Here is a 26980-nt window from a genome sequence, read left to right on the forward strand (position 1 = left end):
CATACCCGTACCGATGAGGAAGGCTATATCGAGAAACTGCACATCACTCCTGCCAATACCCATGAGTGCAACCATCTGTCCCCTTTGTTGGAAGGCATTGCCGAAGGTACGACCGTCTATGCCGACAAAGGCTACGACAGTAAGGAAAACCGGCAACATCTGAAAGAGCATCAGTTGTTAGACGGCATTATGCGCAAAGCCCACCGCAATCGTCCGCTGACGGAAGTGCGAACCAAACGCAACCGATATTTGTCGAAGACCCGTTATGTGGTCGAACAAAGCTTCGGTACGCTGCACCGTAAATTCCGCTACGCCCGGGCAGCCTATTTTGGTCTGTGTAAAGTGAGTGCGCAAAGCCATCTGAAGGCGATGTGTTTGAACCTGTTGAAAGCGGCCAACAGGCTAAGTGTGCCTGTTGCCACCTAAAAGGCGGCCCGGATGCCTGATTATGGGGCGTCCGGGGAGGATTAAGGGGGTGTTTGGGTAGAATCAGTGGATATTTGAAACGAAAACAGCCGAAAACCTGTGTTGGGGTTTCGGTTGTCGGAGGAAGGGCTTTTTTGCAAAGGTCTCAGGTCGTCTGAAAATATGTTTTCAGACGACCTCATCATTATCAGGCATTCATCTTGTCTTCAAATTCAGCCAAAATCCGCGCGACTTCTTCCGCGTCTTTGACCGCCCTTACCGCGTCAAACAATTCCTGCGCTTCTCCAAATTCTTTCTTCATCATGCCCAACCATTGTTTCAGGCGGGCGACGGGGTATTTGTTGTTCGCTTCTTTGGCGAGACACAAATGGAAAAATTGGTTTATCCACACCGAAACTTCGGCGAAATCGGTATCGCGGACGGTTTCACCGTTTTCGTATTGTTTGATTTGGCGCGCCAAATCGGGGCGGATGACGGCGCCGCGGCCGAGCATGACGCTGTTGCAGCCCGTCATTTCTTTAATACCGATATAGTCTTTGAGGCTGAACACGTCGCCGTTGGCGGTTACGGGGATGGCGACGTGTTCGCGGATTTTGCGTATCCATTCCCAATGCGCGGGTGGTTCGTAGCCTTCGACTTTGGTGCGCGCGTGTACGGTCAGGGCGCAGGCTCCGCCTTCGGCAATGGCGGCGGCACATTCGAGCGCGAGGCTTTTTTCTTCGTAACCGAGCCGCATTTTGCCGGTAAGCGGGATGTGTTCGGGCAGGCGTTGGCGCAAGGTTTTGACGATATGGTGGATGAGGTCGGGCTCTTTGAGCAGGACCGCGCCGCCTTTGTGTTTGTTGACCGTGGGGGCGGGACAGCCGAAATTGAGGTCGATTTTGTCCGCACCGAAGCGGACGGCTTCCAAGGCGTTGACCGCCATATTGTCGGCGTCGCTGCCCAAAAGCTGGACGGTACAGGGCGTGCCGGCAGGGGTCTTGTTGCCGTTGGCGATTTCGGGGGCGTATTTGAGCCAGGTGGAACGGGAATGGATGGTGTGAGTAATGCGGACGAACTCGCTGACGCATTCGTCGTAGCCGCCGATACGGGTCAGCAAATCGCGCATCACATCGTCCACCAGCCCCTGCATAGGAGCAAGGATAAGCTGCATATCGGAGGAGGTCGTCTGAAAAAAGGAAATGCGTATTGTAGCGGTATATCGGTTAAAATACACGCTTTCCACGAAGAACTGACCGCCGCCATTGCCGAACTGCCTTGATTTCCCGATTTTGATTTTTCAGACGACTCCTTTTCAGACGACCTCATCATGAACCCGAAAATTCCCGCCACAGCAGCCATGTTGGTTAAAAACTCGGAACGCTATCTGCACGAAGTTTTGACCGCGCTTCAAGACTTCGACGAAGTTTTGCTGCTCGACAACGGCTCGACCGACCGTACCTTTGAAATCGCCGAACGCTTCACCAACGTCAGTTATTACAAATACGACTTCATCGGCTTCGGACCGATGAAAAACCTCGCCGCCCGCCTCGCGCAAAACAATTGGATATTCAGCATAGACAGCGACGAAGTGGCAGATGGCGAACTGATTGCCGCCATCCGCAAAGCCGTGGCGGAAAACAAAGAACAAAACATCTTCTCGCTCTCGCGCCTGAACCACTACAACGGCCGCCTGATCAAAGCCTGCGGCTGGTATCCCGACATTATCCCGCGCCTTTACCACCGCCGGTTTACCCGTTTTTCCGACCGTCAGGTGCATGAATCGCTGATCTTGCCGCCCGATGCAAACGTCCGTCCGCTCGAAGGTCGTCTGAAACACTATTCCTTCGAAAACGCCGAAGGGCTGATTCAAAAAATGCAGCAATACAGCTCGCTCTACGCCGAAGAAAACCGCTACAAAAAAGACAGCTCGCCCTTCAAAGCCCTGTTGCACGGCAGCGTATCGTTTGTCAAAAACTACCTGCTCAAACGCGGTTTCGCCTACGGCGCGGACGGCTTGACCATTTCCATCGCCAATGCGCAAGGTTCGTACTACAAATATGTCAAACTTTACGAGCGCAACCGCAATATCAGCGTCGCCTTGATTATTACCACCTACAACCGTCCCGACGCGCTGGAGCTGGTTTTGAAATCCGCACTCGCGCAAACCCGCCTGCCCGACGAAATCATCGTCGCGGACGACGGTTCGCGCCAAGACACCGCCGAAGTCGTCGAGTTCATCCGCAGCCATACCGACATCCCCGTCAAACATTCTTGGCGGCCGGACGACGGCTTCCGTGCCGCCGAATCACGCAACCGCGCGCTGGCGCAGGCAAAAAGCGACTACGTCATCCTTATCGACGGCGACATGATACTCGACCCGTCCTTTATCGCCGACCATCTCAAGCTCGCACGCAAAGGCAGGCTGATACAGGGTTCGCGCGTCATCCTGACCCAAAGCCGCACCCAGGAAATTTTAGATTCCGGCGAATTGCCCGATTTGTCCGCGTTCAGCCAAGGCATAGAAAAACGCCTGTCCGCCCTGCGCTGCCGCAGCCTGTCCGCCCTGATCGGCAGACAAAGCAGCCGCAAACACAAAGGCATCAAAACCTGCAATATGGGCTTTTTCCGCAGCGATGCGTTGGCCGTCAACGGCTTCGACAACCGCTTTGTCGGCTGGGGACGCGAAGACAGCGAGTTCGTCGCCCGCCTCTTCCATAACGGCATGAAACGCCACAACCTCAAATTCGCCGGCATCGCCTACCACCTTTGGCATCACGAAACCGAACGCGACGCCCTGCCGCAAAACGACGCCCTGCTCAAAGCCACGCTGTCCGAACAAAAAATCCGCTGTGAAGACGGCATGGACGAGTTCATAAAATAAATCGTTTTCTGCGCGTTTCCCCCTCAAACGTCGTCTGAAACCTTTCAGACGACGTTTTACCGTCAAGCAACCGTCCGCACATCAAATCTTTACGGAAACCAAACACTTGCAGTGTTATACTATCAATACAACGACAAACTACTCACACACTACGGTTACACATCATGCCCCCCCGCCCGATTACCATCACCTCATACAACATGCACAAAGGCATGTCCGCGCTCAACCGCAAAGTCCAAGTGGACAGCATGGCGGAAGAGCTTCGCGGCATAGGCTCGGATGTCCTGTTTTTACAGGAAGTGCAAGGTCAACACCTGACCCGCAGCAGCAGGCTGCCCGATTTTCCCGAAAAACCGCATTACGATATCCTCGGCGACCGCCTTTCCTACAACCGCAGCTACGGCAAAAACGCCGTATACCCGCAGCGCCACCACGGCAACGCCATCCTCAGCCGCCTGCCGCTGGAAACCCGCCACAACCTCAACATCAGCGTCAACAAACTCGAACAGCGCGGCGTACTCCATTGCGAAGTCCTGCCCGAAGGCTGGGAAACCCCGCTCGTCTGCCTGTGCGCCCACCTCAACCTGCGTGAACCCGACCGCGCCAAACAATACCGCGCCATCTTCGAATACGTCGTGCATCACATCGACCCGCAAAGCCCGCTGATTCTCGCCGGCGACTTCAACGACTGGCGGCAAAAATCCGCCCTGTCCTTAGGCAACGCCTTGAACCTGAACGAAGTATTCGTGGACAGCAACGGCAAACGCCCCAAAACCTTCCCCGCCCGCCTACCCGTCCTCAGCCTCGACCGCGTCTATACCCGCAACTTGGAAGTCTTAGACTCCCAAATCCACAACGGCAAAAACTGGCAACGCCTCTCCGACCACTTGCCCTTAAGCGTCAAAGTCAGACCCAAACTGCCCTGACCGCACCCATGCCAAAGGTCGTCTGAAAACCTGAAATCAGGGTTTCAGACGACCTTTTTATATCGGCAAATCAACTTCAAGCCATTATTCAATCAACTTCAAACTCAGCAAACTTTTTACGAAATCCAATACAACCCTGGTCCGTCCAAACTCAAAAATATGATTTTCCGATGTACCCAAATGCCAAAGTTGTATTGTTTGGCATCTGTTTACACATTATCGGGTTTTAGTTAAAATTATTATATAAATAGTAATCATAATCAATTTATGTTATTTTGCAGCTCTAAAGAAACAAAGTATTTTGTCCGCCGTTCCTTTCCACACAATCGGTAACCTACGGATATTTTCCTTTTGTTTTGTCAAAATGCCCTTCCCTTGCGTGAAGCAAGCGCATCCATATCAACGGTCCGAACAAACCGTTTAATCAATTGGCTGCAACCCCATTACATTCGGTTCGCGTTTTATTTTCCGATGCCATCTGGAAGCATTTCAGATTTCGCCTATTTTCAAGCTGTTGCGAACAAAGGAAAATCCATCATGAAACCTGTCAAATCCGTCGAATTCCCCTCTACGCCCAAAATATTGGTTTTATTCTTGAGTATGCTGTGGCATACGCCGTTATGGGCGGAAAATACTACCCCCACCCAAAGCGTGCAGATGGATACCATTACCGTCAAAGCCCATCGCAACCGGGATAAAAGCGGCTACACCCAAGTCTACAGCCGTGACATCAGCAATATGTACAAAGGCAAGCAGGAAATCGAGACCTACCGCGGCAGCAGCGTGGCTGATTTAATCGGCGGTATGGCAGGCGTGTTCAGCGGTGACGCGCGCAACAGCGGCGCGCTCGATCCCAACATACGCGGCATTCAAGGCGAAGGCAAAGTGCCGGTAACGGTAGACGGCACGGAACAGGCAATCAGCGTATGGCGAGGATTTGAAGGCATATCCAACCGCAACTACATCGACCCGAACCTTATCAGCAGCGTGTATGTGGAAAAAGGCGCATCGGCAAACCGCGACATCCGCACCGGCATAGGCGGTTCGGTCAGCATGAAAACGCTGGAAATCGACGACATCGTGCCGAAAGACCAGAAATTCGGCATGGAAGTCAAAATGGAAACCGGCAACAATACCATCAAACAGCGCGAATACGCCCACGCCGAAACTTGGGGTACGGACTACCGCCGTTATCCCAAACCCTATTCTTTTGACCGCATGGAATGGGCGATTATGCTGGATGATAGCGACCGTCAAAAACAACGCTTCGGCGGGCGAGGAAAATTATTTAAAGACAACGCCTTCCGTATTTCAGCCGGTATGCGCGGCGAAGTGTTTGACGGCTTGATTGCCTACGCATGGCGCGACAAGGGCAATTACTTTGCCGGCAGCAAGGGGGCGGAACGCTACGGCTACCTCCCCAATGCCAGCTCCATGACCGAGGAAGAATTTACCAAAAAAGTTACGGATATTCAGGAATATACCGCCAATGTCGGTACGTATTACCATCCATCCGGCGAAGTGGCCAACACATCCCTGAATATGCGTTCGTGGCTGGGCAAAGGCACGCTCAAACTGCCCGACAACCAAAAAATACAGCTCGGCATACGCCATACCAACACCCGTTTCGGCGAAATCATGCCGTACAGCATCCTCTTCGGCAACATCGGCGGCAGCAAACTCAAATCCGACGGCTCCGCCCAAACCGATATGAGTAAGCTCACCAAAGGCACGCTGATGGCGGAATGGCCGCAGGCATGGGTGAAGCAGACCGCCGTCAACCTCGACTACACATGGAAACCCGAAAACAACCGCTGGATAGATTTGAAGGCGGGGATTTGGGGGACGTTTAACAATTCGCAAACCAATTCCACCGGCGGCTATCCCGCATCCACCCTGTTTCTCGACAAAATATTCAACGAAAAATACGCCGAAGACTGGTATTACAAAGGCAAAGAACCCGAATGGGACAAACTGCCGCCCAACACCAACAACCGTTTTACCGTCTTCAACGCTGCCGCCTACCGCGCCAAAAACAACCGCTTGGGCATCAATTTGTCCAACCGCATGAAGCTGGCCGATACACTCGAACTGACCCTGACGGGCGATTACCAACGCGAAAAACTCAAAGGCAGCAGCGACACCAGCTGGATACTCGCCCTGCCGCACGACGAATACCGCAAACTAGTGTGGGACGACCCCGAAACCACTTTAAACTCCAACTTCGCCATGACCATGCCGCGCCAAGGAAAACGCAATGAATGGAATGTCGGCTTCAACTTCAAATACGAACCGACGCCGTGGCTGACACTGAACGCCGGCGGCCGCTATACCGACTACCGCATGACCGATACCTTCGTCCGCGATTATCTGTCCAAACACCGCGACCGCTTGGAAGCAGAAGGCGAATTTAACGTATTGTCTGAAAACAGCCGCAATGTCGCTGCCATCGGCAGCAGACTGGCCACTCCGGAAGAATACCGTGCCCGCATGGATTTGAAAGCCAGATATGAAGCCGCATTGAAAGCCTATGAAGAAAGCCCCGAAGTGGTGCGTACGCAAGCGGCATGGGATGCATACGACCAAAAATTTTGGGCATGGATAAACACCCTGCCCGTACCCGATTACGCCTGGGCGTTGGAAAATATGCCCGAAGAAACGGAAAGGCGGAAAAGCGGCTACCCTGATTTCATCCCATGGCCGCAAGAGCTGACCGATTTAAGCGAAGAATACAACAATTCAACCACACTGCCCGCCAATATAGAACAGGGCTATATGCCGCTTACCGACTGCACGACAGACCCCGCGGCAGGAAACTGCATTTATTGGAAAAACGGCGAAAACCCCGTTTCAGACGGCCGTCTGAAACAATTTGCCGAAAAAGGCATCAATCAAGCCACTGGAGAAGTCGAAAACAAATACCAAGGCGGCACATTAATCGGTGCAAAAAGCCCCGTTGCCGAATACCGGCACCTGACCGAAGAAGAACTGCGCAACTCATGGAAAAAAAGCGGCCACGCCTTCGCCCCCATGTTCTCCGCCACCGTCAAACTCGGCGACTACACTCGCCTGTTTGCCCGTTACACCGAATTCAAACGCTTCCCCAGCATGTATGAAGGCACATTCGGTTTCGGCAACCACAGCATCGCCAAGCTGTTCAGCATCCCCTTCGACCGCACCCGCTACCCGCTCAAACCCGAACATGCCAAAAACTGGGAAATCTCCCTCAGCCACGACTTCACCCGCCTGCTACCCAAAATGCGTTACGCGGACGTGCGGCTGACCTACTTCCACAACAAAACCCACAACGTCATCGACCGCAACTATACCACCTGGCAAATCAGCAATTACGACAAACAAGTCATCAGCGGACTGGAACTCCAAACCCGCTTCGACAACGGCAGAGTATTCGGCGACCTTTCCGTCGTGCGCAACATGAAAAACGAAGTCTGCGACCGCCGCGCCATCGAGCAGCAATATGATGTAGACCAATACGTCTCGCACGGCCGCACCTTCCCCGTACCTTACTGTCAAAACGGCGGTTTCGCCAGCGGTTGGCTGATCAACCGCATCCAGCCGCGCTGGTCGGTCGTTGCCAACCTCGGCGGCAGGTTCCTAAACGAAAAACTCGAAATCGGTTCGCGCCTGACCTTCCACAGCCGCGTTGAAGACAAACAACAGCCGTCCGCCCGCTGGCGCGAATACTACCTGCAACGTGACGGCGCAAACAGCAAAGCTTTCAACAGCGACAACAGCAACGCCAACTGGCAGCCCGTTACTGTCGTGGATGCCTATGTGCGTTACAAATTCAGCAAACATTTCAGCGCAGAGCTAACGGGCAGCAACCTGACCGACCGCTATTACCTCGACCCCATGAGCCGCTCCTATATGCCCGCCCCAGGCCGTACCCTGCGCATCGGTTTGACAGGGAAATGGTAATTTCTTCTAACAGAAAATAGCCTCTTTGCGTACTGGCAAAACATTAAGGTCGTCTGAAACACAATTTTCAGACGACCTTTGAACCAGCTCTATTTTTAAGAAGCCAATACGCGCGGGAACAGGATTTCATTTTCCAAATGGATATGGTTGGTCAAATCGTCCACCATTTCGCGTGCCAACGTATACAGACGCGTCCAGCTTCCGCAGGCGTTTTCGGGAACGGTCAGATTATTGGTCAATTCAAGCAGCTTGGCTACGGCTTGGTCGTGTTCCTCATGCTCGTGCATCATCACACTAATGGGCATTGCCGCTCCGCGACCGACGCCTTGTTTAATCATCGGAAACAGCATGCGCTCTTCCTTCATCATGTGCATCAGCAGTTCGTTTTGCATATAGGCAAGCAACCCCGGCACTTCAGCCGGAAAACTGTCGGCATGAACTTCCGCGACTTTTTGAGCCAACGGAACCAGCTCTTCAAATTGCCCGCGGTGTACATCATGGTAGCGTTGCAGGATATGGTCGATGGTTGCACCAAACGGCGCGGTTTCCCATACGGTAAAATCAGTCATGGCAGTATCCTTGGATTTGTATCAGGCCGGCGTATTCAGACGACCTTTTTAAAGATGGATTTTTTATGAATGTATATAACGGAGTGAAGGATACACCTGCAAAACTGATTTGTATAGATGGAGCCGAAATGTATAACAAATTGAGAATAAAAGTAATTTCTTTTCTGAAGAGAGACTGAAGCAGCTTGCCGCCTGAATTGAAGGCAAGAAAAAAGCCCGTCTTAATTAAGACGGGCTTTTTGGAATCTGGCAGAGAGGAAGGGATTCGAACCCTCGATACGCTATTCACGTATACACGCTTTCCAGGCGTGCGACTTAAACCACTCATCCACCTCTCTGTGGAATCAAACATATTCGTTGCCTGATATTGTAGCTTAATCAGACAAATAAATCTATTCAATAAAAAATCCGGATAAGCCGGATAATTGATTTGGTGCCCAGGAGAAGACTCGAACTTCCACACCCGTGAGGATACTAGCACCTGAAGCTAGCGCGTCTACCAATTCCGCCACCTGGGCAATCAGGATGGAGATAAGCAAAGCGGCGACCAAAAGGTTTGGTGCCCAGGAGAAGACTCGAACTTCCACGCCCGTGAGGACACTAGCACCTGAAGCTAGCGCGTCTACCAATTCCGCCACCTGGGCTTTGCTTTATTTCCTGTTTTGCGTTACAGTGATTGACTATTTCGCAAAGAAGCGGTCATTATATATTTTAGAAAAAGAATGTCAACCAATAAAATGAACAAAAATATTAAATCTTTAAATTTACGAGAAAAAGACCCGTTTTTGAAACGGGAGAAACAACGTTACGAACATCCGCTGCCAAGCAGGGAGTGGATCATTGAATTATTGGAGCAAAAAGGCGTGCCGTCGAAAATCGAAGTCTTGGCACGCGAGTTGTCGATTACGGAAGAAGAGTACGAATTTTTTGAACGTCGTCTGAAAGCGATGGCGCGGGACGGTCAGGTTTTAATCAACCGCCGCGGTGCGGTTTGCGCGGCGGACAAATTGGATTTGGTCAAATGCCGTGTCGAGGCGCACAAAGACGGCTTTGGCTTCGCCGTACCGCTCACGCCCACCAAAGACGGCGATTTTGTCTTATATGAACGCCAAATGCGCGGCATCATGCACGGCGACATCGTGACCGTCCGTCCTGCCGGCATCGACCGCAAAGGCCGCCGCGAAGGAACGGTTTTAGATATTGTCGAACGCGCGCAAAGCAAAGTGGTCGGGCGTTTCTATATGGATCGCGGCGTAGCGATTTTGGAAGCGGAAGACAAACGCCTGAACCAAAGCATCGTTTTAGAACCTGACAGCGTCGCGCATTTCAAACCCGAATCCGGTCAGGTCATCGTCGGCGAAATCGAGACTTATCCCGAGCAAAACCGCCCTGCCGTGGCGAAAATCATCGAAGTATTAGGCGATTATGCCGACAGCGGTATGGAAATCGAAATCGCCGTGCGCAAACACCATTTGCCGCACCAATTCAGCGAAGCGTGTGCCAAAGCTGCGAAAAAAATCCCCGACCATGTTCGCAAAAGCGATTTGAAAGGCCGCGTCGATTTGCGCGATTTACCTTTGGTAACCATAGACGGCGAAACGGCGCGCGATTTCGACGATGCCGTGTTTGCCGAAAAAATCGGACGCAATTACCGTTTGGTCGTGGCGATTGCCGATGTCAGCCATTATGTCCGCCCCGATGACGCTATCGACACGGACGCGCAGGAACGCAGCACCAGCGTTTACTTCCCGCGCCGCGTGATTCCCATGCTGCCGGAAAACCTGTCGAACGGCATCTGCTCGCTCAATCCCGATGTCGAGCGTTTGTGCATGGTGTGCGACATGGTCATCACTTACGCGGGCAATATTAAAGAATACCGCTTCTACCCTGCGGTTATGCGTTCCCATGCCCGTCTGACGTACAACCAAGTCTGGGATTGGATTTCAGACGACCTCGACCATCCGCACAAAGCCCAAATCGACACCCTCTACAAACTCTTCAAAATCCTTCAGAAAAAACGCTTCGAACGCGGTGCGGTGGAGTTTGAAAGCGTCGAAACCCAAATGCTTTTCGACGACAACGGCAAAATCGAAAAAATCGTACCCGTTGTCCGCAACGACGCCCACAAACTGATTGAAGAGTGCATGTTGGCGGCGAACGTTTGCGCGGCAGAGTTCCTGATGAAAAACAAACACACCGCCCTCTTCCGCAACCACTTAGGCCCGACACCCGAAAAACTCGCCACCCTGCGCGAGCAGCTCAGCTTACTGGGTTTGCAACTGGGCGGCGGCGACAACCCGACACCGAAAGACTATGCCGCGCTTGCCGAACAATTCAAAGACAGACCCGATGCCGAATTGCTGCAAGTCATGATGCTGCGCTCCATGCAGCAGGCAGTTTACGAACCGCATTGCGACGGACACTTCGGCCTTGCCTACGAAGCATACGCCCACTTCACCTCCCCCATCCGCCGCTATCCCGACCTGACCGTACACCGCGCCATCAAAGCCGTGTTGAACCAGCAAACCTACACGCCAAGCAAAAGCTGGCAGGCTTTGGGCGTACATACCTCGTTCTGCGAACGCCGCGCCGACGATGCCAGCCGTGACGTGGAAAACTGGCTGAAAACCTATTACATGCGCGATAAAGTCGGCGAAATATTCGAAGGCAAAATCTCCGGCATGACCAACTTCGGCCTCTTCGTTACCTTGGACGGCATCCACATCGACGGCTTGGTACACATCAGCGATTTGGGCGAAGACTATTTCAACTTCCGCCCCGAAATCATGGCGATAGAAGGCGAACGCAGCGGCATCCGTTTCAACATGGGCGACAAAGTCAGCGTCCGAGTAGCGCGCGCCGATTTGGACACCAGCAAAATCGACCTGACCTTGATCAGCGGCGGAAGCAGCGACAAAAAACGCCGCACCAAAACCACCGCCCAAACCGGCTCGAAAACTAAGCACAAACTGACGGCGAAAGAAATCGACGACGCGATGAAAACGCCTGTAAAACAGGAAAAACCCGCCGCCAAACGCCGCAGCAAAGCCCAACCGGAAAGCGCAGCAACGTCGTCTGAAAACGGCAAAAAGAAAACCGCCAAAGCCAAAACGGCAACGGAAAAAGCCAAACGCAAAGACAAGAAGCCAAGCAAAAGCGTGAAAATCAAGGTGAAAACCTCGGATACCGCGCCAACCAAGCGCAAAGGCAGAAGCAAGGCTAAATAGTTTGTCTTTTGGCTAACTTCAAAAGCCGTTTAACGGACAGGTGCGATAAAAAACGGCGGTTGTTCATCATCTACATTTCTACATAACCACCGTTCCATTTCGCCTTAATCCGAGACCCAAAAGGTCGTCTGAAAACCTGTTGCCAAGTTTTCAGACGACCTTGCTTCATTTGTTCATCAGGTAAATTGTTATTTCACCTTAGTCGCCATCAACGTATGCAACCGGCGGTTGTCGGCGCGGGCGACGGTAAACTGCAAACCGCCGATAACGACTTTTTCGCCGCGCACGGGCAGGTGTCCCAATTCCTGAATGACCAGCCCGCCGATGCTGTCGGCTTCTTCGCTACTGTAATCCGTGCCAAAAAAGGCGTTGATGTCTTCGATTTCGGTTACGGCATTGATACGCCAACGTTCGGTGGAAACGGCGTGGATATTGTCCGCGCTTTCGTCTTCGTCAAACTCGTCTTCGATGTCGCCGACGATTTGCTCGATGATGTCTTCAAAAGTTACCAGACCCGACGTGCCGCCGTATTCGTCGATAACGATTGCCATGTGGTTGCGCTGCTCGCGGAATTCTTTCAAAAGCGCGTTCAGCGATTTGCCTTCGGGTACGAAAACGGCAGGACGAAGGATGGCTTTGAGGTTGAACTGCTCGGGATTGAACATGTATTTGAGCAGATCTTTGGCATGCAGGATGCCGAGTACTTCGTCTTTATCTTCGCCGATGACGGGGAAACGGGAATGGGCGGTTTCGATGACGTAGGCAGTGATGCGCTCGATGCTGTCGTTTTCTTTCAAAACGTTCATGTGGCTGCGGGTAATCATGGCATCGCGCACTTCCAAATCGGCAAAGTCGAGGACTTTTTCCAGCCGCAAAAGTGTATCCGCGTCAAACACTTCCTGCTCGTGCGCCTGCCGCAGCAGGCTGAGTACGTCTTCGGCGGAATCGGGTTCGCCGGCAAGTCGGGAAATCAAACGTTCGAAAAATGTCGGTTTCGACCGGGTATCGTCCATTTCAGTATTCGTCCTCTTGGTAGGGGTTGGGATAACCTGCCGCCTGCATCAGGCGGATTTCGAGCGCCTCCATTTCTTCGGCATCTGCCTCTTCGATGTGGTCGTAGCCCATCAGGTGCAATGTGCCGTGCATGGTCAGGTGGGCAAAGTGCTGCTCGGCGGTTTTACCCTGCTCAACTGCTTCTTTCAATACGACTTGCGGGCAGATGATCAAATCGCCGCAAAGCTCGTCTGAAAACTGATCGGGCAGGATTTCGCCTTCGTTCAAGGCAAAACTCAACACATTGGTGGCGTAGTCTTTGCCGCGGTAATCGCGGTTGTAGGCGCGGGCTTCTTCTTCGTCCAGCAGAATCAGGCTGATGTCGGCGCGGCGGTATTCGTTTTTCAACGCCGCCCATGCCCAGCGGTAGAAATCGCGTTCGCTCGGAAGATTGGCGGCGGTTGAGGCGTTTTCAAAATTCAGGCAGAAACGTTGCCGCTGCAACGATAAGAAGGGATATTTTTTGGCGCGTTTCATGCTGTAAGGCTGTTGGGTTTAAAATGTTTTTAGAGAATAAGTTTTATTTTACGGCAGTATGGACTACCATCATGCTGACAGACCCTGTATTCCGTTTCTTGCGGTCTGTCGAAATCGGCATTTCAATGCCGGTACACATTATAGTTTATTTCGTTGCAACAGATATAGTGCAACGGCTTCTCTGACAGCTTCGTAGCGGAATACCTTTATCAACCACGGTAATTGCAAATGAACAAATTTCTTTTCCCCATCCTAATTGCCCTGACAGCCTGCTCCCCGCAAAACAAAATCGGAACGTCGGCTGCCAAACCGACGGAAACGACGACAGAAAAAAGCAGCGGCGATACGGTCAAAATGACAGGAACAGTCCATTATTCGCTCGAACAGGCTGAATTTACCGCCGACGGAAAAACCTATTTCATCAACGGAGGCGAAAGCCTGATGGACCAAGTAGAAAAAAACCGCCTGAGTTCCGGCTCATATAACGTTACCCTGAACAATGTCTGCATTCAGGGAAAAGTGCTGACCAAAGAACAAAACCAAGGCAACGGATTCGGCCCCTTGGGCAAGTACAGTCAGGCGGTTAGCGTAGAAAGTTTGTGTTAGACTGTCGAACTTCCCGCCTCATGAATTAGAAAATCAGAAACTGCAAATGAACCCGAAAAAACTCGTTATCGCCAGCCGCGAAAGCCTGCTTGCCATGTGGCAGGCAAAACATATCCAAGGTCGTCTGAAAACCCTATATCCCGACTGCGAAGTCGAAATCTTGGGCATGACCACGCGAGGCGACCAGATTTTGGACAAAACCCTGTCGAAAATCGGCGGCAAAGGCCTGTTTATCAAAGAGTTGGAACAAGCCTTGCAAGACGGACGCGCCGATTTAGCCGTGCATTCAATTAAAGACGTGCCGATGGATTTGCCCGAAGGCTTCGCCCTTGCCGCCATCGGCGAGCGCGCCAATCCGTTTGACGCGTTCGTATCCAACCAATACGCGCGTTTGGAAGAAATGCCCAAAGGCGCCGTCGTCGGCACATCCAGCCTGCGCCGCGAAGCCCAGTTGCGCGCCCGATATCCGCACTTAGTCATCAAACCCCTGCGCGGCAACGTGCAAACCCGCCTGTCCAAACTCGACAACGGCGAATACGATGCCATCATCCTCGCCGCCGCCGGATTGCAGCGTTTGGAACTGGACGAACGCATCCGCCTGATTCTCTCCGAAGCCGACAGCCTGCCCGCTGCCGGACAAGGCGCGTTGGGCATCGAAATCGCCGCACACCGCACTGACCTTCTTGACGTATTGAAACCCTTAAACCACGATGTCACACACGCCTGCGTTACCGCCGAACGCGCCCTCGCCCGCGCTTTGGGCGGAAGCTGCCAAGTCCCGCTTGCCGCGTATTGCACCGAAGAAGACGGCCTGCTCACCCTGCGCGGACTGGTCGGACACCCCGACGGCTCGGTAATCTTGCAGGCAGACGCGCAAGCCCCCGCCGCCTACGCCGACGCGCTCGGACGCGCGGCCGCCAAAAAGCTGGCGGACGACGGCGCGCAGGAATTGATTGAAGCCGTTTTGAAAGAACAAGCCGAATAAATCGGTTCGCAAGAAAAGGTCGTCTGAAAACTGTATTTTGGTTTTCAGACGACCTTCTTTTGATTCCTGATTCCTTTCCATTTACATCTATATTTGAAAACTATCGATGTAATTAAATAATTATATAAATCTAATCAATTTCTTGGACGTTTATAACTATTGGTTTTATCAAAATAATTATCAGGTCTTTCAACTTTGGGATTTGTTTCCCTACTATGCCCTCCATCTTTTGACAAATCGCAAATAAAAAGGAAACCAATATGGCACGCTTAACCGTACACACCGTCGAAACCGCTCCCGAAGCAGCAAAACCCCGCGTCGAAGCCGCGCTGAAAAACAACGGCTTCATCCCCAACCTCATTGGCGTATTGGCAAACGCGCCCGAAGCGTTGGCGTTTTATCAAGAAGTCGGCAAACTGAACGCCGCCAACAGCCTGACTCCCGGTGAAGTCGAAGTCATCCAAATCATCGCCGCCCGCACCAACGAATGCGGTTTCTGCGTGGCAGGCCACACCAAGCTGGCAACCCTGAAAAAACTCCTGTCCGAGCAATCCATCAAAGCCGCGCGCGCGTTGGCGGCGGGCGAATTTGACGATGCCAAACTGGGCGCGCTCGCCGCATTTACCCAAGCCGTGATGGCGAAAAAAGGCGCGGTATCCGATGCCGAACTCAAAGCCTTCTTCGACGCCGGTTACAACCAGCAGCAGGCTGTCGAAGTCGTAATGGGCGTTGCCTTGGCGACTTTGTGCAACTACGTCAACAACGTCGCGCAAACAGAAATCAACCCTGAATTGCAGGCGTTCGCCTGATTCTGACCCAAGGTCGTCTGAAAAGCGGCGGCAAAACTATTTGCCCGTTTTCAGACGACCTTTTTCAAAAATGCCGTCCCTGTAACGGACTGCCTCCCCTTTCCAACGGAACGCCCTCCCGCACCGTCTGCACACATTTTCAAGGATAAGACCATGAACCGTGAAACCTTATTGTCTCAAGTTGCCGAACTCGTCAAAACCAAACTCAAACCCTTAGTGGACGAAATCGACCGCAATGGCTTGTATCCCGAAGATTTTATGCGCGAACTCGGCGCTATCGGCGGATTCGGCGCAGTCGGTACGGAAGCGGAAGGCGGCAACGGCTTGGGTTTGGCGACGCAAATCGCCGTCTTGCGCGAAGTCGGCAAAGAATGCGGCGCGACCTCGTTCAGCGCATGGTGTCAGGCGGCTTGCGCGTGGTATCTGCACCAAACGCCCAACCAAGCCGTCAAAGACAAATACCTCGCCGACATCCTGCAAGGCAAAGTATTGGCGGGTACGGGCATGTCCAATACCGTCAAACACCTCGCTGGCATTGAAAAACACAACCTTCAAGCCGAGCGCGTGGACGGCGGCTACAAAGTCAACGGCGCGCTGCCGTGGGTATCCAACATCGGCGAAGACCACATCTGGGCGAATACCGCCCAAATCGGCGACGGCTACGTCATGTTCATCACCGGCGGACAATGGGAAGGCGTAACCCTGCAAGCCTGCCCCGAATTCTGCGCCCTCGAAGGCACGCGCACGTTCAGCCTGAACTTCAAAGACGTATTCATCCCTGACGAAGACGTGATTGCCGCGCCCGAACAGTTCTCCGACTACATCGCCTCCATCAAGTCCGGCTTTATCCTGCTGCAAATCGGCATCGGCGCAGGCGTGATCGACGGCAGCCTCGGCATCATCCGCATCGCCAACGTCGTCAACGCCGATGTCAACAGCTATCTCGACGACAGCTACGACAGCCTCAAAGCCGCCTTGGACGAAGCATGGCAAACCACCGAACGGCTGGCAGACTTGGCTTGGAACAACACGCCCGACAACCTCGCCACGCTGAAACTGCGCGCCGCCGCCGCCGAGCTGACGCTTGCCGCAGCCCAATCCGCCGCCTTACACGCCGGCGCCAAAGGCTACCTCATGCGCAGCCCCGCCCAACGCCGCGTCCGCGAAGCCATGTTCGTCGCCATCGTTACCCCCGCGTTGAAACACTTGCGCAAAGAAATCGCGGCGCTGGAATCGGCATAAGGGCTGAAACAGACCAACAAGGGGTCGTCTGAAAACCTTTTACCGACCGTTTTCAGACGACCTCAACCATCAGAAGGAACACACCATGGCACAATACATGTGCGGCCCCTGCGGCTGGATTTACGACGAAGACCTCGGCGATCCCGAACACGGCATCGCCCCCGGCACCAAATTCGATGACATCCCCGACGATTGGAAATGCCCCGAATGCGGCGTGGGCAAAGAAGACTTTTATCTGCTGGACTTCGTGATATAGCTTTATATAGTGAATTAACTTTAAACCAGTACGGCGTTACCTCGCCTTAGCTCAAAGAGAACGATTCTCTAAGGTGCTGAAGCACCAAGTGAATCGGTTCCGTACTATCTGTACTGTCTGCGGCTTCGTCGCCTTGTCCTGATTTATAGTTAATCCACTATACAAACTAAAAAGGTCGTCTGAAAACGTTGAGTCAAACGGTTTCAGACGACCTTTTTGATTTTGTGATAACGCGGCTGCGATTAATCGTTTTCATCCCGCCAGCGTTTGAACACCAGCGAAGTATTCACGCCGCCGAAAGCGAAATTGTTGCTGACCACATAATCCGTTTCGATTTCGCGGCCGCCGCTCAAAATATAGTCCACCTTGCCGCAGCGCGGGTCGATGTCGTTCAGATTGACGGTCGGGGCAAACCAGCCGCTGTTCATCATTTCGATGGTGAACCACGCTTCCAGCGCACCGCACGCGCCGAGCGTATGGCCGAGATAGCTTTTTTGCGAACTCATGGGAATGAATCCGAACACGGCTTCGGTCGCCAGCGTTTCGGCGATGTCGCCTTTTTCGGTCGCCGTACCGTGGCCGCTGACGTAGCCGACTTTGTCGGGCGTAATGCCTGCGTCTTGCAGCGCGAGTTCCATACATTTCTGCATGGTTTCTTTTTGCGGCTGGGTAACGTGGCTGCCGTCGCTGTTGGCACCGTAGCCGACGAGTTCGGCATAAATTTTCGCACCGCGCCGTTTGGCGTGTTCCAATTCTTCCAACACAAAAATCCCTGCGCCTTCGCCGATGACCAAGCCGTCGCGTCCGTTGTCGTAAGGACGCGGGGTCAACTCGGGTTCGCTGTTGCGGCGGCTGGCAGCGTAGAGCGAGTCGAAAACATAAACTTCGGACGGACAAAATTCTTCGCCGCCGCCCGCCAACATCATGTCTATCATGCCGTATTTGATGGCTTCGTAGGCATAGCCTATGCCTTGGCTGCCGGACGAACACGCGCTCGAAGTCGGGATAATACGTCCTTTCAATCCGAAAAAGATGCCGATATTGGCGGCGGTCGTATGCGGCATCATGCGCACATAAGTATTGGCGTTGAAATTGCGCGATGTACCCGTAGTCAGCAGTTCGCCCATGTCGCCGATGTCTTTGGTACTGCCGACAGACGAACCGCACGCCACGCCCATACGTCCGTCGGTAATGCTTTCGTCTCCAAGCAAACCTGCGTCCGTCAGGGCCTGCTCCGCCGCATCAACACACAAGTGCGACACGCGCCCCATGCTTCTGAGCTGCTTGCGCGTCCAATGTTCGGGCGGGGTGTAGCCTTCAATCGGCGCACCCAGTTGCGCTTCCAATTCGGGGAAACGTTCGCGCCAATCCATGTATTTGACGGCATTATTTTCAGCTTTAAACGCCGCCTGTATGCTTTGCCAATCGCGGCCGAAGGCGGTAATGCCGCCTATGCCCGTTACTACGACTCTTCTGGTATTCAACACAAACCTCCGTTCACCGCAATCACTTGGCGCGTGATGTACGCCGCTTTTTCATCCATCAGGAAGCGCACCGCATGCGCCACTTCTTCCGGCAGCCCCATACGCGCGGCGGGGACGGCTTTCAAAATTTCTTCAACGGGTACATTTTCATCGACAATCTCCGTATCGATTAAGCCTGGCGCTACGCAGTTGACAGTGATTTTGCGTTTCGCCAGCTCGACCGCCAAGGCTTTCGCCGCGCCGATCAAGCCCGCCTTGGACGCGCTGTAATTGACCTGCCCGCGGTTGCCCGTCAATCCGGACACCGACGCCATGCACACAATCCGTCCGGCTTTGCGGCGTCGTATCATCGGCATGGTCAACGGGTGCAACACATTATAAAAACCATCCAAATTAGTACGCAGCACCAAATCCCAATCGTCGTCTGAAAACGCGGGGAAGGCATTGTCGCGCGTCAGTCCGGCGTTCAACACCACGCCGTAATACGCGCCGTTTACTTCGATGTCGGCAGTCAAAATATCGCGGCAGGCTGCGCGGTCGGACACGTCAAACTGCAACACCCTCGCCTGTCTGCCCAAAGCGCGGATTTCTTCCGCTACGGCTTCGGCTTCATCGCGGCGGCTACGGCAATGGACGACGATATCAAAGCCGTCCTCAGCCAAACCGAGTGCGACGGCTTTGCCTATGCCCCGGTTGGAGCCGGTAATCAAGATGGTTTCGCTCATAATGTTTCCTATTGGTTGGCGCGGTCTGCTTATTGGTCATCATCTGGATAGAGAAAACTGTTTTCAGACGACCTTTCCGTCTTTCGGACTGTACACGTTCAACGAGGCTTTTGCCACCAGCCCGTCCGCGGGCAGCTTGGCGCGGGCATCTTCAGGCGCATCCGTCCAATGCAGTTCGCAATCGAATACGCCCATGCCGCCCGGGTCCTGTATCGACAGATTGGCGACCACCTTCATCTGCGTTCCGACGGGCAGGCTGTCGGCAAACAATTCCAGCTTGCGCGTTCCCAGCAAAAAGCCAAGCCGCACCGGCTCACCCGCTTCCAAAGCCTGTATGCCCGCAAACGCGCCTATGCCCTGCGCCATGATTTCCATCAGCGATGTCGCCGGCAATGCCCCATCAACCAACAAGATGTGCTTTTCCCCCACGCCGGCTTGGGCGCACACGTGTTTCGGGCTGTATTCCGTCACACAATCGAGCAACACCATATGGCCGCTGTGTGGCAATAAAGAAGCAACATCATGAATGGGGCAAATTAAATTTACAGTCATAAAGGTCGTCTGAAAACAGAATACGTTAGAATAGCGCGATTATATCAGACCCTAGAATGTGTTAAGCTATTTCGTTAAAATACATCACAATGTAAACTTTTGAAAACCATCATGTCATCCAACATTTGCCGTTTTTCTTTCAATATCGCCGCTTGGCACGCTTCAAGCAGTAAAATCGCCACGCCCGAACAATGGCGGCAATGGGCTTCAGGCACATTAGACACCGCCGGGCTGCCCGACCACAAACCCGCGCTTGCCTTCCTGCCCGCCCTGCAGCGCCGCCGTTTGGGCAAAGCCGCGCGCCTGATTTGCGACGCCTCGTGGGAATTGGCGGAACAATACCCCGGCAGCCCGTTGGTTTACGCCTCGCATGACGGAGAAATCAACCGCAGTTTCGAATTATGGCTTGGGCTGTTGCAAACTGACAGCGTTTCACCGACCTCCTTCGGACTGTCCGTCCACAACGCCCCCGCCGGACAATGGTCCATGTTGCGCGGCGACATGAGCGAACACACCGCCCTCGCCGCCGGCAGCGACAATTTTGAAACCACTTTGGCAGAAGCCTATGCCCTGCTGCAAGACGGCGCACCATCCGTGTTGGTCTTAATCGCCGACGACCCTTTGTCCGACGACTACCCCGTCCACGCCACACGCGCCCCGTTTGCCTACGCCCTTTCGCTCGTACTGACGCAGGGAGACGGCTACACGCTCAGCCTCGATGTCGACGACACGTCGTCTGAAAACCCGTCCGACCTGCTGTCAGCCGATTACTGGGGCGCGCTCGACTGGATCCGTTTTTTACTTTCAGACGACCTTTCGGCAGAATGGCAACATGAAAAACGCCGATGGACATGGTGCAAAAAACCATGAAAACCCTAGACTACTGCCGCCGTTTCTTTGCCACCCTGTTCGGCTTCATCCTCTTCGGCGTTGCAGGCGTATTGTTCAAAATCGCGCTTTTGCCCTACACGCTCAAATCCACCAAAGGCGACATCAAACGCCAGCTTGAAGCGCGGCGCATGATAGGGAAAGTCTGGCGCTTTTTCGTCGGCTATCTGCAATGGTCGGGCGTATTGAGCGTCCGCTTCAACGGCTTGGAAAAACTCGGCAGGCCGGGGCAGCTCGTCCTCGCCAACCATCCCTCGCTGCTGGATGTCGTCTTGATGGTCAGCCACTTTCCCGACCCGAACGTGCTGGTCAAAAAAGACCTGTTGAACAACCCCAGCATGAAAAGCCAGATTATCGCTTCCGGCTACATCCCCAACGACGAAAGCATGGAAATGTTGGAAGAAGTCGACGCCGTGTTCAAAAGCGGGCAAAGTATGCTGATTTTCCCCGAAGGCACGCGCACAAGCTGGGACGGACAGGTTAAAATGCACCGTGGCGCGGTATCGCTCGGTTTGCGCAGCGCATCGGTCATCACCCCCGTGTGCATCAAAATGACGCCGCCCAATTTCAAAAAAGGCCAGCCTTGGTACAAAATACCGCCGCACAAAATCCATTATGAAATCACCGTCGGCGACGACATCCTGCCCGAAGAATGGCTGGCGGAAAAACCCCTACCCATCGCCGCAAGGCGTTTAAACGAATACCTTCAAGACTATTTCACAAGGAAAACCACATGAATAACTTAGAAAACCAAATCAAAGAATTGATCATCGACAGCTTGGGGCTGGAAGACATCACCGCCGCCGACATCGGCAGCGAAGACCCGCTCTTCGGCGACGAAGGCTTGGGGCTGGATTCCGTCGACGCGCTGGAACTCGGTTTGGCAGTGCAAAAAACCTTCGGCTTCCAGCTCGACGGCGAAAACGACAACCTGCGCGAAAACTTCGCCAACGTCAAAACACTGGCAGAATTCGTCAAAAGCCGTCAGGCATAAAGGAGAAGCGATATGACCGAACAAGAAGTACGCACCCTTCTGACCGATGCACTGGTCAACCTGTTTGAAATCGAACCCGAGCGCATCAAACCTGAGACCAACCTCTACGAAGATTTGGAAATCGACAGCATCGACGCCATCGACCTCATCGACCACATCAAACGCGAAACCGGCCGCAAACTGCAAGCCGAAGACTTCCGCAACGTACGCACCGTAGAAGACGTGGTTCAGGCGGTTTTGAAAGTACAGGCGCAAGATTCCTGATTCTGATCCAAGCCGGCATATTTTCAGACGGCCTTGTCAATCGGCAAGGTCGTCTGAACATCAATAACAACATCAACCTTTCTCACTTATCCATAATATACAACTAACACCATGAAAAAATTCATTTCCCTACTGCTCTTACTCCCTGCCTTGTCTGCGCACGCTGAAATTTCCCTCATCAAAAAAATGACACATGCCGAGTGTATGCAAGTCATTCATGATTCATTTGATATGTATCACGATATGGAATTTTGTGAAAAAGAGGCAAACGATGAGACTGAACGCAACGGCATAGTGGCATGGAATATGGCTGGATTTGCCAACAGCAAATCAGAAATGTCCCCTATCTGCCCAACGGTCAAAAAAATGACCAAACAAGAGCAAGCTCAATTTTCTTCCCGCTATCCGCAATCTCATGAACCCAAAGAGGTGGCAAAATTCTGTACCCCGAAAAACCGTAAACGCATTGCCAAGCTTTATCCAACATATTTTAAACTGTTCAAAGAATATGACGACTTTAAAAAAAGCAAAGATGAGGAAGAAAACGAATAATCCAAGACACCATCGACCTTATTGACCACATCAAACGCGAAACCGGCCGCAAACTGCAACCTGCAAACCCGCTCAAAGAACAATGATATTAATTGACTTCTCTCTTACGAAACAAAATATTTAATATCAAATCAATAATTTTCAACTGGAGAGTTATAAATATGGAATCATCTTTATCATCGATCTTTATTATTCTTGCATTGTTATCTACTGGTTTCCTATCTGGTAAATTTCTTGCACCACCCCTTCGACAAGTCCTACTCAAATCCTTGTCCTTTATTGTCCTGCTTCTGCTCTTTTTCATGGGCTATGAGTTTGGCAGCGTCTTTACCGACCCGAATCTGGGCGCGGACATCGTCAAATATGCCCTGCTGTTCGCACTGATTATCAGCGCGTTTACCTTGATTGCGCTTTATCGCAAACCCGAAGCCTCGACTGCTTCCACGCCGTCGGGCAGCTTTATCAAACCCTTTTACGGCTGTTTCAAAGCCTTTGCTTTTTTCGGTTTGGGTGTGGCAGCATTTGCCTTTTTCGGGCGACAGATTGGCAATCTGCCCATCGACAGCACCCATATCCTCTATCTGCTGATTTTCATGGTTGGCATGGACTTGGTTGATTTCCAGCTTGGCGGATTCGGACGTAGGATTTTCCTGCTGCCGCTTCTGACCGTTGCTGCAACCTCCGCCGCGTGTTTCGTTTTTTCGCTATGTTCGCCCTATTCGTTTGCCCAAAGCCTAGTATTGTCGGGCGGTTTCGGCTGGTTCTCCCTTTCGGGTCCTATGGTTGGAAAAGCGGTATCGCCCGAAATGGGTGCGGCAGCGTTTATGACCGATTTTTTCCGCGAAATGATCAGCATCGTCTTCCTGTATTTCTACGGACGAAAGCAGCCTATGGCGGCAATCGGCATTTCCGGCGCAGCGGCAATGGACTCCGCCCTGCCCTTTGTCAAAGAAAACTGCCGCGCCGAATACATCAAATACGCCGTCGTCAGCGGCTTTATCCTGACCCTTGTCGCACCGTTTTTTCTGTCCGCCGCCATTGCCATGTTGAACTGACCCTGCTATTTTTCCAAACAACTTTCAGACGACCTTTTCCCCCCAAAAAACCCCAAAAGTCGTCTGAAACCGAACACCATTATGAAAACACTGGGAAAACTCCTACTGACCCTCGCCAGCCTCGCCTATCCGCTCCTATGGTATTACGGCAGGGAAAACGGCGCGTTTTTCTGGCTTGCCGCAGCCATGTGCATCCTGTGGCTGATACGCGCCGCCATGCCGCAAACCACAGCCCAACGCATTACGGCGATTATCCTTGCCGCCTTTTTCGCCGCGGTACTGATTTTCAGACGACCCGACTCGATGTATTGGTATCCCGTCGCCGTCAACGTGCTGATGCTCGCCGTTTTCGGCGGCAGCCTGTTTGCCAAACAAACCGTCATCGAACGCCTCGCCCGACTGCAACACCCCGACCTGCCGCCCGAAGGCGTGCGCCACACCCGCCGCGTCACGCAAATCTGGTGCGGCTTCTTCATCCTCAACGGCGCAACCGCCGCCATTTTGGCAGGCTTGCAATATTACGACTGGTGGGCGGCTTATACCGGCATCGTGTCGTATGTGTTAATGGGGCTTTTGTTTGCCGGAGAGTGGGTGTATCGGAAAGCCGTATTGAAGGTGTAGGTCGTCTGAAAACACATCAATCATTAATCATTTCATGTCAATGGAAAATACTGCTTCAATGTGGAAACTGGAAGACAAGTTTACTGGAGGAACGAATAAAACCAATTGAAGATTTTTAATCTCGAGAGGAAAAAATGAAAACCATAGATATAATTATTAAATATATTAATGATAAAACTTCGACCTATAAAATTTTAAGAGAATATACTCCACTCTCTTTATCCGAAATAAAATCCAGAATAGAAAACCATGATGCAGTAATAGCAGTAAATGATTTAAAACTAGATGAGTTAAAGAAAGTTAGAGAGATAATTCGTAGTTTAAATAACATAGGGACAGAAGTTGTTATACAAGATGTCACAGGTACTATAACGTTAAAAACATTGGAAAATATTATTTCTAGCTATGAAGATATAGCAGCAGATACTGAAAAATTAGATGCACTTATGTTTAGTGATGAACAATAAAATATATAAAAAAATAAAATTAGATAATCACACTATTATCGTGAACTTATAAATAAACAGTTTCTTTGGAATGTAGGGTAGTTCACAATTTTTTATTGGTAATCATGGCTTTTTATCTCAAAAATAATATAGCATTTCCGATGTAATTAATTTCTTTATTAATTAGTAAATTATAATTATGCACCTAACCCAAATCCTATCCCCCGACCTGCCCCAACAAGACCTTATCGCTACCCATCCAAATTGGACGCGTGCTGATTTCAACCGTGCGGTTTTCCGGCTGTCAGGTCGTCTGAAAACGGCAAATGTGCAAACTGCCGCGTTGTGGTTTGACGATGCCGCGCTGTTTGCCTGCGCCGTGTTGGCGGTGTGGCATTCGGGCGGGCGGGTGTTGCTGCTGCCGAATCTGGCGCGGGACAATTTGGACTGGGGGCGGACAGCGGATGTGTTTTTGACGGATTCCGAAGATTTGCAAAGTAAGTTGGGCAGTCAAACCGAACAACGCGATGAATCGGGACTGCCGTTGGATGTGCAATCCAACCCACCCGTATGGCACCTGCCCGATTTGCCGGCACACACGTCGACTGAAAACCCGACGCCCGCCCCTGGGAACCATCTGATTCCCGGCCATGCCGAAGCGTGGCTGAAAACGTCGGGTTCCAGCGGCGAGGCGCAGGTGATTGTGAAAACCGCCGCGCAAATGCAGGCGGAAGCCTTGATATTGGCGGACGCGCTGCCGTTCGGACGCAGCGGGGAAACGGTTATCGGCAGCGTCATTCCGCAACACCTTTACGGCTTCACTTTCCGCTTCGCGCTGGCGCTGACAATGGGCTGGCCTATGGAGCGGCGACAGGCGGTTTATCCGGAAAACCTGCTCGCCAGCACGGCAGCGCATGAAAAAGTGGTGTGGATTGCCAGTCCAGCGGTACTCAACCGCTTGGGCGAAAACCGCAACTGGCAGAGCATCGGCCATAAAATCGCGGGCATCGTGTCGGCGGGCGGCGCGCTGCCCGAAGCCACGGCGGATTTGCTGCAACAGGCTGCCGTCCGCCCGTTTGAAGTGTACGGCAGCACCGAAACCGGCGTGATTGCGTCGCGTCGGGAAGGCCGCGAATGGCGGCCGTTTGCCGGCGTGGAAATCGGGCAGAACGAAGAAGGCGCATTGTGGGCATCTTCGCCGTGGTCGCCCGAACGCCGCCAGACCGCCGACTTAATCGAGTCGCAGCCCGACGGTTTCCTGCTGCTCGGCCGCCAAGACCGCATCATCAAATTCGAGGACAAACGCGTGTCGCTGACCCAAATCGAACACGAACTTTTACGGCATCCGTGGATTGCCGACGCCCATTGCGGCCGCCATCCGCAACATCAGCGCATCGCCATATGGGCGGCGTTGAACGCGGACGGTATCGCTGCCCTGCGCGACCAAGGCCGTGCCGCCGTCGCCGACGCGCTCAAACGCCACCTTGCCGCCACGCAGGACACCATCGCCCTGCCCCGTTACTGGCGTTTCGCCGACAGCCTGCCGCGCAACGCTCAGGCCAAAATCGCCTCCGCCGATTTTCAGACGGCCTTTACCGTCGCCCAAACATCGCCCGTTTGGTCAAAAACATCATCTGAAGAAGAAACCGCCGCCGAAACCTTCATCGGCCGCGTGCCGCTTGATTTGGTCTATTTCGGCGGCCATTTCGCCACCTTCCCGCTCGTACCCGGCGTAGTCGAGCTGCAATGGGTGCGCGATCTGGCGGCGCGTCATCCGTGGGGCAGGCAGCGCGTCGTCCGCGTGGAAAACCTGAAATACCAGCAGTTCGTCCGTCCGCATGACGAAGTGTCGGTGGAGCTGAAATACGATGAAGCCAAAAACAAATTGAGCTTTAAAGTCAACAACGGCGACAATCCGTGCGCATCGGGGCGGATTGTGTTCGAGGTCGTCTGAAAATGCTTTTTTAGGTTCCGCCCTCTTCTGCGGGAAGAGGAAAACCTGCAAATCGGGGATAATCCCA

Annotated in this window: 26 protein-coding genes and 3 tRNA genes; 19 read left to right on the forward strand and 10 right to left on the reverse strand. The window is 52.8% G+C overall.

From position 1 onward, the window contains the following. Positions 1 to 426 (forward strand): IS5 family transposase (locus HMPREF1028_RS07050; RefSeq protein WP_009312136.1); only part of this gene is annotated, 426 nt, incomplete at its 5' end. Between the two features lie 187 nt (positions 427 to 613). Here HMPREF1028_RS07050 and HMPREF1028_RS07055 read toward each other — a convergent pair. Next, on the reverse strand, positions 614 to 1579 hold the full coding sequence (locus tag HMPREF1028_RS07055; protein ID WP_009312137.1) for a tRNA-dihydrouridine synthase: 966 nt from the start codon (positions 1577 to 1579) through the stop codon (positions 614 to 616). A gap of 156 nt (positions 1580 to 1735) precedes the next feature. Between HMPREF1028_RS07055 and HMPREF1028_RS07060 the strand changes: the two genes are divergently transcribed. The 3 genes from HMPREF1028_RS07060 to HMPREF1028_RS07070 all read left to right on the forward strand — a co-directional run bounded on the left by HMPREF1028_RS07060 (position 1736) and on the right by HMPREF1028_RS07070 (position 8154). Beyond that, complete coding sequence (locus tag HMPREF1028_RS07060; protein WP_009312138.1) at positions 1736 to 3289, forward strand: glycosyltransferase; 1554 nt, start codon at positions 1736 to 1738, stop codon at positions 3287 to 3289. Positions 3290 to 3453: 164 nt separating this feature from the next. Further along, the gene (locus HMPREF1028_RS07065; RefSeq protein ID WP_009312139.1) at positions 3454 to 4215 is read left to right on the forward strand and encodes an endonuclease/exonuclease/phosphatase family protein; all 762 of its coding nucleotides are present in this window, start codon (positions 3454 to 3456) and stop codon (positions 4213 to 4215) included. Positions 4216 to 4752: 537 nt separating this feature from the next. After that, on the forward strand, positions 4753 to 8154 hold the full coding sequence (locus tag HMPREF1028_RS07070) for a TonB-dependent receptor (protein ID WP_009312140.1): 3402 nt from the start codon (positions 4753 to 4755) through the stop codon (positions 8152 to 8154). A 95-nt stretch (positions 8155 to 8249) separates the two neighbouring features. Here HMPREF1028_RS07070 and dnrN read toward each other — a convergent pair whose 3' ends face one another. The 4 genes from dnrN to HMPREF1028_RS07095 form a co-directional block, all read right to left on the reverse strand. Continuing rightward, entirely contained in the window at positions 8250 to 8723 is a 474-nt protein-coding gene (dnrN, locus tag HMPREF1028_RS07075) for an iron-sulfur cluster repair protein DnrN (protein ID WP_009312141.1), read from the reverse strand. Positions 8724 to 8970: 247 nt separating this feature from the next. Next, positions 8971 to 9061, reverse strand: a tRNA-Ser gene (locus tag HMPREF1028_RS07085). A 93-nt stretch (positions 9062 to 9154) separates the two neighbouring features. Next, positions 9155 to 9241, reverse strand: a tRNA-Leu gene (locus HMPREF1028_RS07090). A gap of 39 nt (positions 9242 to 9280) precedes the next feature. Next, positions 9281 to 9367: transfer RNA gene (locus HMPREF1028_RS07095), tRNA-Leu, on the reverse strand. 93 nt (positions 9368 to 9460) lie between these two features. On the opposite strand from HMPREF1028_RS07095, the gene rnr reads away from it, so the two are divergent. Further along, positions 9461 to 11950, forward strand: a complete 2490-nt coding sequence (gene rnr / locus HMPREF1028_RS07100) for a ribonuclease R (RefSeq protein WP_009312142.1) — start codon at positions 9461 to 9463, stop codon at positions 11948 to 11950. Positions 11951 to 12138: 188 nt separating this feature from the next. Here the strand turns inward: rnr and HMPREF1028_RS07105 are convergent, their stop codons facing one another. Together HMPREF1028_RS07105 and ybeY are read right to left on the reverse strand one after the other, a co-directional pair. Beyond that, positions 12139 to 12963 (reverse strand): transporter associated domain-containing protein, encoded by an 825-nt coding sequence (locus tag HMPREF1028_RS07105; protein WP_003779152.1) that lies wholly within the window; start codon positions 12961 to 12963, stop codon positions 12139 to 12141. Between the two features lies 1 nt (position 12964). Continuing rightward, a complete protein-coding gene (ybeY, locus tag HMPREF1028_RS07110; protein ID WP_009312143.1) occupies positions 12965 to 13480 on the reverse strand; it encodes an rRNA maturation RNase YbeY in 516 nt (171 codons plus the stop codon). 228 nt (positions 13481 to 13708) lie between these two features. Here ybeY and HMPREF1028_RS07115 point away from each other — a divergent pair, with 228 nt between their 5' ends. The 5 genes from HMPREF1028_RS07115 to HMPREF1028_RS07135 all read left to right on the forward strand — a co-directional run bounded on the left by HMPREF1028_RS07115 (position 13709) and on the right by HMPREF1028_RS07135 (position 17378). Then, entirely contained in the window at positions 13709 to 14086 is a 378-nt protein-coding gene (locus tag HMPREF1028_RS07115; RefSeq protein ID WP_009312144.1) for a hypothetical protein, read from the forward strand. A gap of 46 nt (positions 14087 to 14132) precedes the next feature. After that, a complete protein-coding gene (hemC, locus tag HMPREF1028_RS07120) occupies positions 14133 to 15071 on the forward strand; it encodes a hydroxymethylbilane synthase (RefSeq protein WP_009312145.1) in 939 nt (312 codons plus the stop codon). Between the two features lie 260 nt (positions 15072 to 15331). Continuing rightward, positions 15332 to 15880: a carboxymuconolactone decarboxylase family protein gene (locus HMPREF1028_RS07125; protein ID WP_003764609.1), complete on the forward strand. Its 549-nt coding sequence runs from the start codon at positions 15332 to 15334 to the stop codon at positions 15878 to 15880. A gap of 153 nt (positions 15881 to 16033) precedes the next feature. Beyond that, a complete protein-coding gene (locus tag HMPREF1028_RS07130; protein WP_009312146.1) occupies positions 16034 to 17122 on the forward strand; it encodes an acyl-CoA dehydrogenase family protein in 1089 nt (362 codons plus the stop codon). Between the two features lie 85 nt (positions 17123 to 17207). Continuing rightward, entirely contained in the window at positions 17208 to 17378 is a 171-nt protein-coding gene (locus HMPREF1028_RS07135; protein ID WP_003757556.1) for a rubredoxin, read from the forward strand. A gap of 242 nt (positions 17379 to 17620) precedes the next feature. On the opposite strand, the gene HMPREF1028_RS07140 is transcribed toward HMPREF1028_RS07135, so the two are convergent. From HMPREF1028_RS07140 to HMPREF1028_RS07150, 3 genes are all read right to left on the reverse strand, one after another. Then, positions 17621 to 18865, reverse strand: coding sequence for a beta-ketoacyl-ACP synthase (locus tag HMPREF1028_RS07140; protein WP_036529422.1), 1245 nt, complete (start codon positions 18863 to 18865; stop codon positions 17621 to 17623). Then, the gene (gene fabG / locus HMPREF1028_RS07145) at positions 18859 to 19587 is read right to left on the reverse strand and encodes a 3-oxoacyl-ACP reductase FabG (protein ID WP_009312148.1); all 729 of its coding nucleotides are present in this window, start codon (positions 19585 to 19587) and stop codon (positions 18859 to 18861) included. Before fabG ends, HMPREF1028_RS07140 begins: the two co-directional genes overlap by 7 nt. A 63-nt stretch (positions 19588 to 19650) precedes the next feature. After that, positions 19651 to 20076, reverse strand: coding sequence for a thioester dehydrase (locus HMPREF1028_RS07150; protein ID WP_036529494.1), 426 nt, complete (start codon positions 20074 to 20076; stop codon positions 19651 to 19653). A gap of 174 nt (positions 20077 to 20250) precedes the next feature. Here HMPREF1028_RS07150 and HMPREF1028_RS07155 point away from each other — a divergent pair, with 174 nt between their 5' ends. The 9 genes from HMPREF1028_RS07155 (at position 20251) to HMPREF1028_RS07195 (ending at position 26913) form a co-directional block, all read left to right on the forward strand. Further along, positions 20251 to 21009: a beta-ketoacyl synthase chain length factor gene (locus tag HMPREF1028_RS07155; protein ID WP_009312150.1), complete on the forward strand. Its 759-nt coding sequence runs from the start codon at positions 20251 to 20253 to the stop codon at positions 21007 to 21009. Beyond that, positions 21006 to 21764, forward strand: a complete 759-nt coding sequence (locus tag HMPREF1028_RS07160; protein ID WP_036529497.1) for a lysophospholipid acyltransferase family protein — start codon at positions 21006 to 21008, stop codon at positions 21762 to 21764. The genes HMPREF1028_RS07155 and HMPREF1028_RS07160 overlap by 4 nt, the downstream gene beginning before the upstream one ends. Continuing rightward, positions 21761 to 22021 carry a phosphopantetheine-binding protein gene (locus HMPREF1028_RS07165; protein ID WP_003779133.1) on the forward strand — a complete coding sequence of 87 codons (261 nt, stop codon included), beginning with the start codon at positions 21761 to 21763 and terminating at the stop codon, positions 22019 to 22021. Before HMPREF1028_RS07160 ends, HMPREF1028_RS07165 begins: the two co-directional genes overlap by 4 nt. Positions 22022 to 22033: 12 nt before the next feature. Beyond that, a complete protein-coding gene (locus tag HMPREF1028_RS07170; protein WP_003685738.1) occupies positions 22034 to 22285 on the forward strand; it encodes an acyl carrier protein in 252 nt (83 codons plus the stop codon). 111 nt (positions 22286 to 22396) lie between these two features. Further along, complete coding sequence (locus HMPREF1028_RS07175; RefSeq protein ID WP_009312152.1) at positions 22397 to 22837, forward strand: hypothetical protein; 441 nt, start codon at positions 22397 to 22399, stop codon at positions 22835 to 22837. A 269-nt stretch (positions 22838 to 23106) separates the two neighbouring features. Next, positions 23107 to 23892, forward strand: a complete 786-nt coding sequence (locus HMPREF1028_RS07180; RefSeq protein ID WP_003779127.1) for a lysine exporter LysO family protein — start codon at positions 23107 to 23109, stop codon at positions 23890 to 23892. An 81-nt stretch (positions 23893 to 23973) separates the two neighbouring features. Further along, entirely contained in the window at positions 23974 to 24513 is a 540-nt protein-coding gene (locus tag HMPREF1028_RS07185) for a membrane protein (protein ID WP_009312154.1), read from the forward strand. A 134-nt stretch (positions 24514 to 24647) separates the two neighbouring features. Further along, the gene (locus tag HMPREF1028_RS07190; RefSeq protein ID WP_009312155.1) at positions 24648 to 24980 is read left to right on the forward strand and encodes a hypothetical protein; all 333 of its coding nucleotides are present in this window, start codon (positions 24648 to 24650) and stop codon (positions 24978 to 24980) included. 178 nt (positions 24981 to 25158) lie between these two features. Further along, the gene (locus HMPREF1028_RS07195; protein WP_009312156.1) at positions 25159 to 26913 is read left to right on the forward strand and encodes an AMP-binding protein; all 1755 of its coding nucleotides are present in this window, start codon (positions 25159 to 25161) and stop codon (positions 26911 to 26913) included. Positions 26914 to 26980: the final 67 nt, after the last annotated feature.

The organism is Neisseria sp. GT4A_CT1, from assembly GCF_000227275.1.
In the GTDB taxonomy this organism is placed as follows: Bacteria; Pseudomonadota; Gammaproteobacteria; order Burkholderiales; family Neisseriaceae; genus Neisseria.